The sequence below is a fragment of the Mesorhizobium sp. BH1-1-5 genome (genome assembly GCF_020165615.1).
Classification (GTDB): Bacteria; Pseudomonadota; Alphaproteobacteria; order Rhizobiales; family Rhizobiaceae; genus Mesorhizobium.
Window position 1 is genome coordinate 1 of sequence record NZ_JAIUIM010000018.1, and the last position, 13,992, is coordinate 13,992.

Annotated in this window: 12 protein-coding genes; 4 read left to right on the plus strand and 8 right to left on the minus strand. The window is 65.3% G+C overall.

What is annotated here, in order from left to right; genetic code table 11:
• The first annotated feature begins 241 nt into the window (after positions 1-241).
• Positions 242-2,407: a malate synthase G gene (locus LB572_RS22625; RefSeq protein ID WP_224669273.1), complete on the plus strand. Its 2,166-nt coding sequence runs from the start codon at positions 242-244 to the stop codon at positions 2,405-2,407.
• Positions 2,408-2,513: 106 nt separating this feature from the next.
• Here the strand turns inward: LB572_RS22625 and efeO (LB572_RS22630) are convergent, their stop codons facing one another.
• From efeO (LB572_RS22630) to LB572_RS22650, 5 genes are all read right to left on the minus strand, one after another.
• Positions 2,514-3,335, minus strand: a complete 822-nt coding sequence (gene efeO, locus LB572_RS22630) for an iron uptake system protein EfeO (RefSeq protein WP_140807729.1) — start codon at positions 3,333-3,335, stop codon at positions 2,514-2,516.
• 31 nt (positions 3,336-3,366) lie between these two features.
• Complete coding sequence (gene efeB / locus LB572_RS22635) at positions 3,367-4,689, minus strand: iron uptake transporter deferrochelatase/peroxidase subunit (RefSeq protein WP_224669274.1); 1,323 nt, start codon at positions 4,687-4,689, stop codon at positions 3,367-3,369.
• Positions 4,686-5,861, minus strand: coding sequence for an iron uptake system protein EfeO (efeO, locus tag LB572_RS22640; RefSeq protein ID WP_224669275.1), 1,176 nt, complete (start codon positions 5,859-5,861; stop codon positions 4,686-4,688). Before efeO (LB572_RS22640) ends, efeB begins: the two co-directional genes overlap by 4 nt.
• Positions 5,858-6,700 (minus strand): iron uptake transporter permease EfeU, encoded by an 843-nt coding sequence (gene efeU / locus LB572_RS22645; protein ID WP_224669276.1) that lies wholly within the window; start codon positions 6,698-6,700, stop codon positions 5,858-5,860. Before efeU ends, efeO (LB572_RS22640) begins: the two co-directional genes overlap by 4 nt.
• 195 nt (positions 6,701-6,895) lie before the next feature.
• On the minus strand, positions 6,896-7,411 hold the full coding sequence (locus LB572_RS22650) for a GNAT family N-acetyltransferase (protein WP_224669277.1): 516 nt from the start codon (positions 7,409-7,411) through the stop codon (positions 6,896-6,898).
• Positions 7,412-7,576: 165 nt separating this feature from the next.
• On the opposite strand from LB572_RS22650, the gene LB572_RS22655 reads away from it, so the two are divergent.
• On the plus strand, positions 7,577-8,167 hold the full coding sequence (locus LB572_RS22655; protein WP_224669278.1) for a DUF308 domain-containing protein: 591 nt from the start codon (positions 7,577-7,579) through the stop codon (positions 8,165-8,167).
• Positions 8,168-8,296: 129 nt separating this feature from the next.
• Complete coding sequence (locus LB572_RS22660; RefSeq protein WP_224669279.1) at positions 8,297-8,884, plus strand: TetR/AcrR family transcriptional regulator; 588 nt, start codon at positions 8,297-8,299, stop codon at positions 8,882-8,884.
• A 41-nt stretch (positions 8,885-8,925) separates the two neighbouring features.
• On the opposite strand, the gene LB572_RS22665 is transcribed toward LB572_RS22660, so the two are convergent.
• The gene (locus tag LB572_RS22665) at positions 8,926-10,455 is read right to left on the minus strand and encodes a YifB family Mg chelatase-like AAA ATPase (protein ID WP_224669280.1); all 1,530 of its coding nucleotides are present in this window, start codon (positions 10,453-10,455) and stop codon (positions 8,926-8,928) included.
• A 270-nt stretch (positions 10,456-10,725) separates the two neighbouring features.
• Here LB572_RS22665 and LB572_RS22670 point away from each other — a divergent pair, with 270 nt between their 5' ends.
• Positions 10,726-11,160, plus strand: coding sequence for a hypothetical protein (locus LB572_RS22670; RefSeq protein ID WP_224669281.1), 435 nt, complete (start codon positions 10,726-10,728; stop codon positions 11,158-11,160).
• Between the two features lie 62 nt (positions 11,161-11,222).
• On the opposite strand, the gene LB572_RS22675 is transcribed toward LB572_RS22670, so the two are convergent.
• Together LB572_RS22675 and LB572_RS22680 are read right to left on the minus strand one after the other, a co-directional pair.
• Positions 11,223-12,878, minus strand: coding sequence for an ABC transporter substrate-binding protein (locus LB572_RS22675; protein WP_224669282.1), 1,656 nt, complete (start codon positions 12,876-12,878; stop codon positions 11,223-11,225).
• A complete protein-coding gene (locus tag LB572_RS22680; protein ID WP_224669283.1) occupies positions 12,878-13,816 on the minus strand; it encodes a nucleoside hydrolase in 939 nt (312 codons plus the stop codon). Before LB572_RS22680 ends, LB572_RS22675 begins: the two co-directional genes overlap by 1 nt.
• Positions 13,817-13,992: the final 176 nt, after the last annotated feature.

The following is a 13,992-nucleotide window of genomic DNA, read 5'->3' on the forward strand; positions in this document are numbered from 1 at the left end:
CCCTCGAGGGGGAGATGTCGCCGAAGGCGACAGAGGGGGTCGCCGCGCGTGAAGCGCCGACGTGATCTGCGCCGAAACGACGTTGGCGCTTCATGCGCTAGGACCCCCTCTGGCCTGCCGGCCATCTCCCCTCGAGGGGGGAGATTCGCTGGCCCGCATCCTCCTACATCCTAAGCCGAATTGACCCCGCAACCCCAAACATGCCAAAGGCCCGGCAAAGCCTACAGTTGGAGAAGCCCTGATGACCGACCGCATCGAGATCGCCGGGTTGCAGATTGCCCGGGAGCTCCATGACTTCGTGGCCGAAGAGGCGGCAGTCGGCACCGGCATCGACCCGGGGAAATTCTGGGAAGGCTTTTCGGCCATCGTCCACGACCTCGCGCCGAAAAACCGGGCGCTGCTCGCCAAACGCGACGCCATGCAGGAAAAGCTCGACGGCTGGTACCGCGAAAACGGCGCGCCGATCGACATGGGGGGCTACAAGACTTTCCTGAAGGATATCGGCTATCTGGTGCCGGAAGGGCCCGCCTTCAGCGTCTCGACCGATCATGTCGATCCCGAGATCGCAATCGTCGCCGGGCCGCAGCTCGTCGTGCCGGTGATGAACGCGCGCTATGCGCTGAACGCCGCCAATGCGCGCTGGGGTTCGCTCTATGACGCGCTCTACGGCACCGACGCCATTCCCGAGACCGGCGGCGCCGAGAAGGGCAAGGGCTTCAACCCGAAGCGCGGCGCCAAGGTGATTGCCTGGGCCAGGGATTTCCTCGACCAGTCGGTGCCGCTCACCACGGGCAAATGGGCCGGCGTCAACGGGCTTTCGGTCGAGAACGGCGCGCTGAAGCTCGGCGAGGGCGCCGGCGCCACGACGCTTGCCGACCCGAAACAGTTCGCCGGCTATCGCGGCGATGCCGCCAATCCCGAAGCCGTGCTTCTGGTCAAGAGCGGCCTGCATATCGAGATCGTGATCGACCGCGCCAACCAGATCGGCAGGACCGATCCGGCCGGCATCGCCGACGTCATCCTGGAATCGGCTCTGACCACCATCCAGGACTGCGAGGATTCGGTCGCGGCTGTCGATGCCGAGGACAAGGTCGTCGTCTATCGCAACTGGCTCGGCCTGATGAAGGGCGATCTCGCCGAAGAGATCAGCAAGGGCGGCAAGACCTTTACCCGCACGCTCAATCCCGACCGCCGCTACACCGCACCCAATGGCGGCCAGCTGCTTTTGCCCGGACGCTCGCTGATGCTGGTGCGCAATGTCGGCCACCTGATGACCAATCCGGCGATCCTGGACCACGACGGCCGCGAGGTGCCGGAAGGCATCATGGACGCGGCCCTCACCGCGCTGATCGCGCTGCACGATGTCGGCGAGAACGGCCGCCGCGCCAATTCCCGCGCCGGCTCGATGTATGTGGTGAAGCCCAAGATGCACGGACCGGAAGAGGTCGCGTTCGCCGTCGAGATATTCGACCGCGTCGAGGCCCTGCTCGGCATGGCGAAGAACACCATCAAGATGGGGATCATGGACGAGGAGCGGCGTACCACCGTCAACCTCAAGGAAGCGATCCGCGCCGCACGCGAGCGCGTGGTGTTCATCAACACCGGCTTCCTCGACAGGACAGGCGACGAGATCCACACCTCGATGGAAGCCGGGCCGATGATCCGCAAGGGCGATATGAAGCAGGCCGCCTGGATTTCCGCCTATGAGGCCTGGAACGTCGATACGGGCCTCGAATGCGGGCTCGCCGGCCATGCCCAGATCGGCAAGGGCATGTGGGCGATGCCGGATTTGATGGCGGCGATGCTGGTTGAGAAGATCGCGCATCCCAAGGCCGGCGCCAACACCGCCTGGGTGCCGTCGCCGACGGCCGCGACCCTGCATGCCACGCACTATCACAAGGTCGACGTGCATGCCGTGCAGGCGGCGCTGAAGAGCCGGCCGAAGGCCAAGCTCGACGACATTCTTTCCGTGCCGGTCGCGGTGCGGCCGAACTGGACGCCGGACGAGATCCAGCGCGAGCTCGACAACAATTCGCAAGGCATCCTCGGCTATGTCGTGCGCTGGATCGACCAGGGCGTCGGCTGCTCGAAAGTGCCCGATATCAACGATATCGGCCTGATGGAGGACCGCGCCACGCTGCGCATCTCCTCGCAGCACATCGCCAACTGGCTGCGCCATAAAGTGTGCTCGGAAATCCAGGTCCGGGACTCGCTGCAGCGCATGGCGGCGATCGTCGACCGCCAGAATGTCGGCGACCCGCTCTACCGGCCGATGGCGCCCGACTTCGATGGTTCGATCGCCTTCCAGGCCGCGTGCGACCTGGTGTTCAAGGGGGCGAGCCAGCCCAACGGCTATACTGAGCCGGTGCTGCACAGGCGAAGGCTGGAGCTGAAGGCGAAGGGCTGAACAGTCCGAAGGGCGTCGCGCTCAGTCGCCACGATCACTTTCCATCCGTCAGCGCTGCCCTCTCTCCGTCCGCTGCGCGGACGGAGAAGGGGCAGCGCCATATGCCTCAATTCAGCCCGAGCGTGCCCCTGAGCTTCGACAAATCCTCCGCCAGCGCCGTGACCGGACCGGCCAGCGCCTTGCGGTCGGCGTCCGACAGCTTGTCGTAGGTTTCGAAGCCGTCGGCCGTCTTGTACTTAGCCAGGATGCCGTCCACGGTGGCGAAATTGTCATTGACGGTCTTGATCAGCGCCGGGTCCTCCTTCGTGACCAGCGGCTCGACCAGCGCCACGATCTTCTGCGCGCCGTCGATATTGGCCTGGAAATCCCAAAGGTCGGTGTGGCTGTAGCGGTCCTCCTCGCCGGAGATTTTTGACGAGGCTACCTCCTCGAGCAGCCCGGCGGCGCCGTCGACCGCCTTTTCCGGCGGCACGGTCAGTCCGGCGACGCGCTTCTGCAGATCGAGCACGTCGGCGTCGAGCTTGTCGGCGAGCGGTCCGAGGCCCTCGGTCGTGTTCTGGCTGAAGAGCGTGTATTCGATGCGATGGAAGCCGGTGAAGTCGGTCGACTTCTCCTTCTGCTCATGGTCGTCGGCGCGCGAGTCGATGGCGCCGTCGAGGTCGGAGAACAGCTCCGCGATCGGCTCGATCGTCTCGTAATTGACGCGCGCCGGCGCGTAGAGCGTCTTGGCCTTGGCGAGGTCGCCGGCTTTCACCGCGTCGGTGAATTCCTTGGTGTCCTTGACCAGCGTGTCGATCTTGCCCTGGACATAGATCTTGTAGTCGGCGATCGGCTGCACCAGGTCGAGCGGCGAGACGGCTGCGTATGCCGGCGCGAGGCTGGCTGACAGCGCAATCAGCGATGCGGCGGTTGCACGGCGGAACTTCATGGGGTGTCCTCTCTCCTTGTTGGAAACTTGGTCAGCTGTGGGTGCCGGAAGATGCGGCCGCCCCGAGCAGCGCGCGGCCGAGAAAGTCGTTCTCGTCCTTGACGCCGGGCAGCGCGAAGAAATAGCCGCCGCCGAACGGCTTGATGTATTCCTCCAGCGGCTCGCCGCTCAGCCGTGTCTGGACGGCGATGAAGCCGCGTTCGAGGTCGGCCTGATAGGCGATGAACAAGAGCCCCATATCCATCTGGTTGGCCTTGCTGACGCCGTTCGAATAGTTGAACGGGCGGCGCAGGATCAGGTGCTTTTGCGCTTCCGCGTCGCGCGGGTTGGCAAGGCGGATATGCGCGTCGAGCGGCGTTACCTTGCCATGCGGGTCGCCGGCATAGTTCGGCAAATCGGCTTCGGCGGCGCCGCCGAAAGGCGCGCCGCTCGCTTTCTGGCGGCCGATGATCGTCTGCTGCTCCTGCAGCGGCGTGCGGTCCCAGCGCTCGACGAAATTTCTTATAAGCCGCACCGCCTGGTAGGAGCCGCCGGCCGTCCAGCCGGGCTCGTCGGTGCTTGGCCGCACCCAGACGATTTGGTTCATCAGCTCAGCATCGCCGGCATCCGGATTGGCGGAGCCATCGCGAAAACCGAGGAAGTTGCGCGCGCTTTCCTTCGGCTTGCCCAGGCTTGGCGGCCGCACCGGCACCGAGCCCTCCTGCTTCCAGCGCAAGAGCAGCGAATCCGGCGTGTTCCTCACGATGTCGCGCAGCGCGTGGATGTTGGTGTCGGGCGTGTTCGAGCAGAATTGCAGCAAAAGGTCGCCGTGGCAGAATTCTTCCTCGAGGGCGTCGTTGGAGAAGGATGTCATGCGCGACAGCCGTCTCGGTTTTTGCGGCGCGAGACCAAAACGCTCGTCGAACAGCGAGGCGCCGAGCGACGTGGTGATCGTCAGATTGTCCGGCGTCACCACCGGGCCGAGGATGCCGGAATCGGCGGCGGGAAATTTCGGATCGAGCCGAGGTGGCGTGCCGCCCTGCATCAGGAAGGCGGTGCGTTCGGTTAGCGTCTCGAACAGCCGCTCGAGCCCGGCGCGGTTCTGCGCCAGCACGTCGAAGGACGCGACCAGGCCGGCCGCCGGCCGTGGCGTCACGATGCCGGGCTGGTGCTCGCCATGAAAGGGCTGCCGCTGATGCACGCTGTCGCTCTCCGGCGCGTCGGTTACGCCAGCGCTACCGCCAGAGGCGGTAGTCGCAGCGCTACCGCCAGAGGCGGCAGTCACCATCGTTGGCGCCAGCGCGCCGGCCACGGCGCCGATCAGGATCGAGCGACGTGTCGCATTCGGCAGCTTGGGCTTGTCCTTGGCCGTCATTGGCTGAGATCCATCATGTCGCGAAGCCTGGAAAGATCGGCGGCCAAAGCGGTTGCCGCTTTGCCGAGCTCGGCCTTGGCCGGATCGGCGAGCGCCTCGGTGACCTCGGCCCGGCGGGCCGCGATCGACTTGTCGAGGGCCGCGAAATCCGCGTCGATCGATGCGGCGATAGCGGGCGCGCTCCTGGCCGCCACGGGGCGCAAGAGGTCGAAGACCTTGCGCACGCCCGACACGGTCGCTTCGAACGAAGCAAGGTCCTCATGCGCATAAGGGCTGTCGCCGAAGCCGGGCCCAGCCGCCGCGACGCGCTCTAGGATCGCCGCCGCGCCGCCCACCATGCTTTCGGGCATGATGCGCAGATCGTGGATGCGCGCCTTGAGCGTTGCTGCATCGGCGACCAGCCTGTCGGCGACCGGCGCCAAGCCCTCTAGACTGCCCTGGCGGAACAGCCCGTATTCCAGGCGATGCAGCCCGCCAAAGGCCGGATCGGCCTCGCGTTGGCCGAAGCCGTCCGCGCGTCCGTCGATTGCCGTGTCGAGATCGGAAAAGAGCGGCGACACCGGCGCGATACGGGCATAGGCGGTTTCGGCCGGCAGGTAGGCGGCCCTCGCCGCCGCGAGGTCGCCCGATTTCACGGCGTTGGCGAAAGCACTGGCGGCATCGACGAAGGCGTCGGTCTCGGTTGCGAGAAACACCTTGTATTCGGCGAGCGCGCCGATGAAAGCGGTGAGGTTCGGCTTCGCGGCTGGCCCGGCATTGGCCGCGGGCAGCACATGCAACGTGCCGCGCGGGTTGGAGATGAGCCCACAAGTGATGGCGTAATCGCCGGGTTCGAGCCGCGTCGCCAGCGCCTGCGTGAAACCGGGCGCGATGTTCTCGCGCTCCTCAAGCACCATCACCCCGTCGAGGATTTCCCACTCCACCGCCCGGTCGGACCGGTTGGCGATCCGGAAAATGTTGCGCCCGGCCGAAACAGTTATTTCGTTGGGCTCGCAGGCCTGGCCGGTGATCGTCACATTGACCGATGCCGCGGCCTCGCGGCGGCCTTTCTGCACGGCCAGCGTCGCGTAGTAGAAGGCAACTGCCGACGCGATCAGAAGCAGCAGCGACAGCACAAAGCCGATGCGCACGGCGGTGCGCGGCAGGGCTTGGCTTTGCTTGGATGCGTTCATGCCGCCGGTCGCTCGGATGTCTTCGGGCGTCGCCGGCCGGCCGGCTGGTCCGCCAGGAACAGCCACAGCGACGGCGCGAGGAAGCCGAGATAGACGACGAGCTCGCTCACCGTCGGCGCGTCGATATAGCCGAAAATGCCGGAGAGCACCGAGCCGAGCGGGCTGTCCGCCGGCAGCACGCCGCTGATGTCGAAGACGATCTGCTGCCCGTAATTCCACAGGCCGGCCTCGTGCAGCGCGTTGACCGAGTTGGCGAGCAGGCCGGCGGCGACGATCAGGATGAAGGCGCCGGTCCAGCGGAAGAAGCGCCGAAGGTCGAGCCGCACACTGCCGGCATAGACGCCGTAGCCGACGAAGCCCGCCAGCACGACGCCGGCGAGCGCCGCGAGCGGCGCATAGGCATCGGCCTGTTGGAAGGCGGCGAGCAGGAAGAAGACCGACTCGACGCCCTCGCGCGCCACGGCGAGGAACACCATGGCGATCAGCCCGAACCCCTTGTGGCTGGGCGCCGCGAAGGCGGCATCGATGGAGGAATGCAGCTCGGCCTTGATCGAACGCGCCGCCTTGCGCATCCAGAACACCATCGAGGCGAGCACCGACACCGCGACGAGGCCGATCACGGCCTCGAACAGCTCCTGTGCCTTCTGCGGGAATTCGATCGCGGCAAGCTGAAGGATCGCGCCTACAATGAGCGAGAAGGCGAGCGCGAGAAAAATCCCGATCCACACCAGCGGCATCCAGGCGTCGCGGCCGGTGCGGCTGAGGTAGCTGGCGATGATGCCGACGATCAGCGCCGCCTCGACGCCCTCGCGAAACATGATCAGGAACGGTACCAGCATTTGGAGTTCAGCCACGCCGGGGAGATGACCGCGCCCGCCCCAAGAGGCTCGCCCCTTCAAGGCAAGCCACAAAACCTGTCTAAAGCAGTCATCTTTTATGGTCGGCGGCCCCGCGGGCGCAAGCAGGCGCCGATCACATAAGCGAGATGACGAGGTGATCGCGTCGCGAGCGGCTTCTATGGCGCCTTTATCGTCTTAAGCAGCCCGGCTTGGCCGCGATAGGAAGACGTCCGTATGCCTGACATGCGCCGGGGTATCGCGAAAGCGCGCGCAGGGCCTGAAGCCGAACGCCTCGTATACGGCAATGGCACTGCTCATATAGAAGCTCGTGTGGATCAGCACAGTGCGGGCGGGACTCTTCTCGATTTGCGCCAGCGTGGCGCCTATCAGCGCACGACCCATGCCTTGTCCGCGGAAGGACGCGTCAACAAAGAACTTATGAAGTTCCACCACCCCTTCGCCGAATGGGCCGAAGCCGAGGCAACCCGCCGGCAGGCCTCCGGAACGGGCGATGAAGGCCATGGCATCCGGTGCGCCGAATTGCGCGGCCAGTTGAGCGCCGCTTTTTTCGGGTTGAAAGAGAGCCCTCACATCTGCCGCCGAGATGCCATGCGGCGCCGAAGCGTCGACATCCCATTGCGCGAGCTTGCGGCAGAGCCCTGCCAGGGTTTCAAAATCCTCGGCGCTGCGCGCCGGCAAAACTGAAATCATCCCTCGCCCCCGCGCGGATCCGCCTCACCATATCACGCACAATTCCCGGGCGCGATTGGGCGTTCAAAGAAGCGTGAACGCCCACGCGTCCACCTCGCAAACGCTTGACGGATATCTATCTACCTTCTAGTAGGTAGGCAATCAAAACCAAAGGAAGTTATCGTCATGTCTGCACAAACAAGCGGTCAAAATCGCGCCCGGTTCTCAAATGGCTGGCTCAAAACCTATTATTATCTACGCTTTGCCGTGTCGGCCGGCTGGGTCCTGGCGGCCGTCACCGTCGCCAAGACCGTTCCGCCGCTCGCCGCGGTCATGCTGGTGACCTATCCCATCTGGGACGCGCTCGCGAACTATGTCGATGCGCAGCGCAGTGGCGGACTGGGCCGCAACAGGTCGCAGCTGCTCAATTTCGTCGTCAGCATCCTCACCGCGATTGCGGTCGCCATCGCGCTTGGCCACAGCATGAACGCGGTGCTCGCGGTCTATGGTGTCTGGGCCGTCGTCTCCGGCGGATTCCAGTTGCTGACCGCCCTGCGTCGCTGGAAGACCAACGGCGCGCAATGGGCGATGATCCTGAGCGGCGCCCAGTCGGCGCTGGCCGGCCTCTTCTTCGTCAAGATGGCGGGCGGCGCGGAGGCTATCGGCATCGCCAATGTCGCGCCCTATGCCGCGTTCGGCGCCTTCTACTTCCTGGTGTCCGCCGTGTGGCTTTCCGTCAGCGACATGCTTCGCAAGTCGCCGCAGGCCGCGCGTTGAGATTTCCTCCGCTGGAGGTTAGAGCAATTCCAGGAAAAGTGAGCGGTTTTCCGTCAGGAATTGCGTCAAAACAAGGAGATAGAGCGTTTCGCCGTTTCCGTGAAACGGCGAAACGCTCTAAGTATGTCCATGGATAAGCCCTCGAACACCGCCGATGACATCCTGGCCGCCGCGCGCTCCTTCATCGTCGCCGGCGGTTATAACGGCTTCAGCTACGCCGACATCGCCGAGGTGGTCGGTATCCGCAAGGCCAGCATCCACCATCATTTCCCAAGCAAGGTCGACTTGGTGCAAACCCTGGTCAGGCGCTACCTCGAGGACGCCGTCACGGGCATGGCCGAACTCGAGCGCAACGTGCCTGAGCCGCCCGAGCTGCTTCGAACCTATGCCGGCTTCTGGGCACAATGCATCGAGGACGCGAGCAGGCCGTTCTGCGTCTGCGCATTGCTTGCCAGCGAGCTTCCGGCCCTTCCGCCTGAAATTGCCTTGGAGGTCCGGGCGTATTTTCGGTTTCTCTCCAGCTGGCTGACCGGCGTCATCGAGCGTGGCGCCACGCAAGGCACATTGACCATCGCCGCCGCGCCGCGCGTCGAGGCCGAGGCTTTCATGGCGACCGTGCACGGGGCGATGCTTTCCGCGCGGGCCTATGGCGACGTCTTGACCTTCGGCGTGATCCTGGCGCCGACGCTGCAGAAGCTGATCCCGGCGCGCGATTGAAGAGAGGCAAAGCTGCGGCTTACGTGCTGGCTCGTTTGTGACTACGCTGCCTGCGCCATCCGCTCGGCATTCATCCGATAGGAAATCGCCTCGGCGAGATGGATGCGGCCGACCGTTTCGCTGGCGTCGAGGTCGGCCAGCGTGCGCGCCACCTTGAGCACGCGGTGATAGGCCCGCGCCGAAAAGCCGAGTTTCTCGCTGGCGTCCTTGAGCAGGGTCAAGCCGGCCGTATCGGGCTTGGCGATCTCCTCGATGATCGAAGGCGGGCAATGCGCGTTGGTGGTGGCGCCGGTGCCCAGCCTTTCCAGCCGTTCGCGCTGCATGGCGCGCGCACGCGCCACGCGTTGCGCCACCGAAGCGCTCGTCTCGGCCTTGTCGGGCCGGATCAGGTCGCTTGCCGAGACCGCCGGCACCTCGATCCGAAGGTCGATACGGTCGAGCATCGGGCCGGAAATGCGCGCCTGGTACTCGGTGCGACAGCGGTCGCCGCGCAGGCAGCGATAGCCGGGCTCGCCCGACATGCCGCAGCGGCACGGATTCATCGCCGCCACCAGCTGGATGCGCGCCGGATAGGTGACGCGGTGGTTGGCGCGCGCGATCATGCAGTCGCCCGTCTCCAGCGGCTGGCGCAGCGCATCCAGCGTCTGCGGCGTGAACTCCGGCAGCTCGTCGAGGAACAGCACGCCATGATGGGCGAGCGAGACCTCGCCCGGGCGCGCGCGCAGACCGCCGCCCACCATCGCCGCCATCGAGGCCGAATGATGCGGGGCGCGGAACGGCCGCCGGTCGGTGAGCTTGCCCTCACCAAGCTCGCCCGCCACCGAGGCGATCATCGAGACTTCGAGCAGCTCTTTCGGCGCCAGCGGCGGCAGGATCGAAGGCAGGCGCTGCGCCAGCATCGACTTGCCCGAACCCGGTGGCCCGACCATCAGCAGGTTGTGGCCGCCGGCGGCCGCCACTTCCAACGCCCGTTTGGCGCTCTCCTGGCCCTTGATGTCGGCGAGGTCAGGCAGGTCGCGCGCCGCGAGCTGGATGCCGGCCTCCGGCCGCGACAGCACCTGCGTGCCGCGAAAATGGTTGGCGACCGCGATCAGGCTGCGCGGCGCGAGAATATCGAAGTCCTTGCCCGCCCAGGCCGCTTCCGGCCCGCAGGCGAAGGGACAGATCAGGCCCTTGCCTTCGGCATTGGCGCCGATCGCCGCCGGCAGCGCGCCGGCGACGCCGGTTATCGTGCCGTCGAGCGACAATTCGCCGAGCACCACGTAACCGGCCAGCATGTCGCCCGGTATGGCGCCGAGCGCCGCCATCAGGCCGAGCGCGATCGGCAGGTCGTAGTGGCTGCCTTCCTTGGGCAGATCGGCCGGCGCGAGGTTCACCGTCACCTTCTTCGACGGCATCGACAGGCCCGAGGCGTGGAGCGCCGCCTGCACGCGCTCGCGGCTTTCGGCCACCGCCTTGTCCGGCAGGCCGACGATCTGCATGCCGACCTTGCCCGGCCCGACCATCACCTGGACATCGACCGGCAAAGCCTCGATGCCCTGGAAAGCGACCGTGCGAACCCGCGCCACCATGTTTTCCGCGCCCCCGGCGTGACCGCGCTTGTGATCCACCATCAGGCGGCGAGCGCATGCAACCCAGACAACCACAGATTTTCGAAGTGCGCAAGAACATTACGGGAACATCTATCCGCGAAGACGATGGATTTCGGTTGAGGCTTCCTCTGGGGGCCGATGCGTCGCCCTCGGCGGCGAGCTCTCGAATGCCGTTTTCCGCTCGGCGCCATTCGGCTAGAATGGATCGCACGCAAGATCGAACCTGGAGAGGCCACGAGGGAATTCGCCATGCGGACTGGCTGCGCAATCTTGATCGGGTTTGCCCTTGTCGCGCCTGCTGCCGCCGAAGATGCGCAATGCCCGAAAGGCCCCGCGCCTGTTCAATTGGAGGACATCGAAGCCGCGCCCGATTGCCTGCCGGCACACAAGCTGCATCAGGCCTGCGCCTGGGGATCGAGCGGCGACGAATTCATGTCGGAGGCCGTCATCGACAAATGCAAGGCGGGGTTTTTCGACCGACTGACCCGCAAGCAAAGGCGCCAGTACGAAAAGCGCCTTGACGCCTGCGGCGAACGCTATCCTATCACGCAGGATGGCGGATCGATCCAGATATACCTGTCGTCGATGTGTGCCGAGGATCTCGCCGCGACCTATTTCAAGGTTGCAAGGCATGGGCGAATTGCCACGACACCACGCTGGAAGGTACCTGACATAGCCGAGTGAACGGATGATCCGTACCGGGGGAGTTGACGCATCCGGGAACCGGTGCGCCTCGGTTCTCCTGCCTACCGGTCCAGCCACACCTTCTCGAAATGCTGCTCGAGATTGGGGTGCGCCGGATTGTCCTTCACCGCCGCCACCGAATGGGTGAACAGCGAGCGCCAATAGGGCTGGATGAGGATGCCTGAATCCTGCAGGATCTGCTCGACATCCTTCATGATCTCCTTGCGCCTCCCGGTGTCCGGCACGGCAAGCGCCGCGTCGAGCTTCTTGTCGAATTCGGGGTTGGCGTAGCCCGATTCGTTCCAGGCCTCGCCGCTGCGATAGGCGAGCGCGAGGTTCTGGACACCCAGCGGCCGCATGCCCCACGACGTCATCGAGAAGGGATATTTGGTCCAGTTGTTCCAGAAGGTCGAGCCCGGCAGCACGGTGCGCTTCACCTTGAAGCCGGCCTCGCGCAGCTGCGCGGCGATGGCGTCGCCGGTGCTGCGGTGCCAGTCCTCGTCGCCGGTGATCAGCTCATGCTCGAAATCGAGCTGCCCGGCCTCCGCCATCAGCTTCTTGGCGCCTTCGAGGTCGCGCGTCTTCTTTGGCAGTGCGTAATATTCCGGGTGCAGCGGGCTGACATGATGGTTCTCGGCCACCGTGCCCTTGCCGCCACAGCCGAGCGTCAGCACGGCCTGGTTGTCGGTCGCCATCTGCAGGGCGCGGCGCACGCGCTCGTCGTCATAGGGCTTGTTGGTCACATTGGCGCGGGCAAGGATCGTGGCCGCCGTCACCACTTCCGACTTCACCAGCCCGAGCCCGTCCATGATCTCGACATAGTCGGCGGTGGTCTCGAAATTGGTGTCGATCTCGCCGGCCTCGAAGGCGCTCACCCAGGCAGCCGGATCGGTGCCGTAGTCGATGAACTCGATGCCGTCGAGATAGGCCTCGCCACCCCACCATTTGCCGTTCTGGCGCCGCTTGACGACGGCCTTGGTGCCGACGTCGTAGGAGACGAGCTCGAACGCCCCGGTGCCGACCGGATGCGCGATGAGGTTGGCGCCGGCCTTCTCGTAGCCGCGATGCACGATCAGCGCCGAATATTCCGTCATCGACGGGATGATCGAAATGTCGGACGAGGACAGTTTCAGCACCACCGTGTGGTCGTCGGTGCTGGTGATGGCGCCGTCGCGCGCCTTGCCGGTGTTGGCGTCGATCAGCGCGGTCATGCGGCCGGCCATGGAGTTGCCTTCGGCAGCCTTGTCGCACCAGCGCTCGAGGTTGAAGACCACGTCCTCGGCGGTGAAGTCGTCGCCATTGTTCCAGGTCACGCCGCGCCTCAGCTTCAGCGTGTATCCGGTGGCGTCGTCATTGACCGTCCAGCTTTCCAGCAGCGAAGGCTTGAACGTGTAGTCGGTGTCGTAGCGCACCAGCGTGTCGAGGAACTGGCGCGCGATGTTGGCCATTTCCGGCCAGTCATAGGCGCGCGGGTCCTTCTGCTCCTTGACGAAGGTGGAAACGCGCAGCACCCCGCCCTTCTTCGGCGCGGCGGCCCTCGCCGCCGTCGGCGAGGCGAGCCCGACCAGGCCATAGGCGGCCACCGCTGATGCGCCGAAAATGCTTGCCATCGCCAGGAATTCGCGCCGGTCGAGGCGTCCGTCCCGGACCTCCGCCGCCAGGCCCTCGACCAGCGCGTGATGGCGGTCGAATTCGCAATGCTCGCAATCCTGTCCCATTATTTCCCAGCTCCGAAAAGATCGACGAACCAGTCCCAGAAGCCGTCGGCGTCGATATCGACGGCCACAAGCGCGTTTGGCGGCCTCTTTGATACATTGTTGAAGTCGGCGATGGTCATGCCACGGGTGACCTCGCCGCCGGTTTCCAGATGCACGTAATAGCTTTCGAACGTGAACAGCGACGGTTTCACGATCGCTGCGAGCGCGATCACGTCGTGCAGGTTGGGGTCGTCGGCGCCGAATTCGTCCTTGCGCCGCATCATGAAGTCCAGCACGCGCGCCACCACGTCCGCCTGCGGACCCGGTGCGGCCCTTATCCGGTCGAAGATATGGCGCGGCAGCTCCGGCTTCAGCGTGACGTCGAGGCCGACCATCGTCAGCGCGCATCCGGATTCGAAGACGATGCGCGCCGCCTCCGGATCGCAATAGAGATTGAACTCCGAGGCCAAGGTCATGTTGCCGCCGCGGATGGCGCCGCCCATGATGGTGATGCGTTTGATCAGCGCCAGCAGTTCGGGGCATTCGGTCAGCGCGGTGGCGATGTTGGTCAGCGGCCCTACGGCCAGGATCTCGAGCCCGCCCGGGTGCCGCTTCGCCGCTCCGTGGATCAATTCCGTCACGCCGCCTTCGGCGAAGCCGCGTCGCGCGGCGGGCAGCGCCACGTCACCCAGCCCCGTCGTGCCGTGGCTGACGGCCGTGCACAATGGCCTGGCGAGCGGGCGCGAAGCGCCGATATGCACAGGCGCCTCGCAGCCGAGAAAATCGATCAGGTCGAGCGTGTTCCTCGCCGTCTTCTCGATCTCGACATTGCCGCAGACGGCGCCGATCCCGAGCAGCTCGATCCTATCCGTGCAGAGCGTCGCCGCGGCGATGCAGACGGCGTCGTCGGTGCCGGTGTCGACATCCATCACCAGCGGGATCCTGGAAAGCAAGGTCACGTCGCGATCTCTCCCGTTGCCGGGCTTGCACTGTGGGACGGCGGAACGAGCATTATGATCGGAAAGGTCCATATCGAAATAGTTAAACGTTTACCTAAAAGTATATCAGCCGGTTGTCAACACGGTCGACCTGCCGAAGCGCCGCCGCGCCGCCGGGGCTGTCGACTTTGCCGACG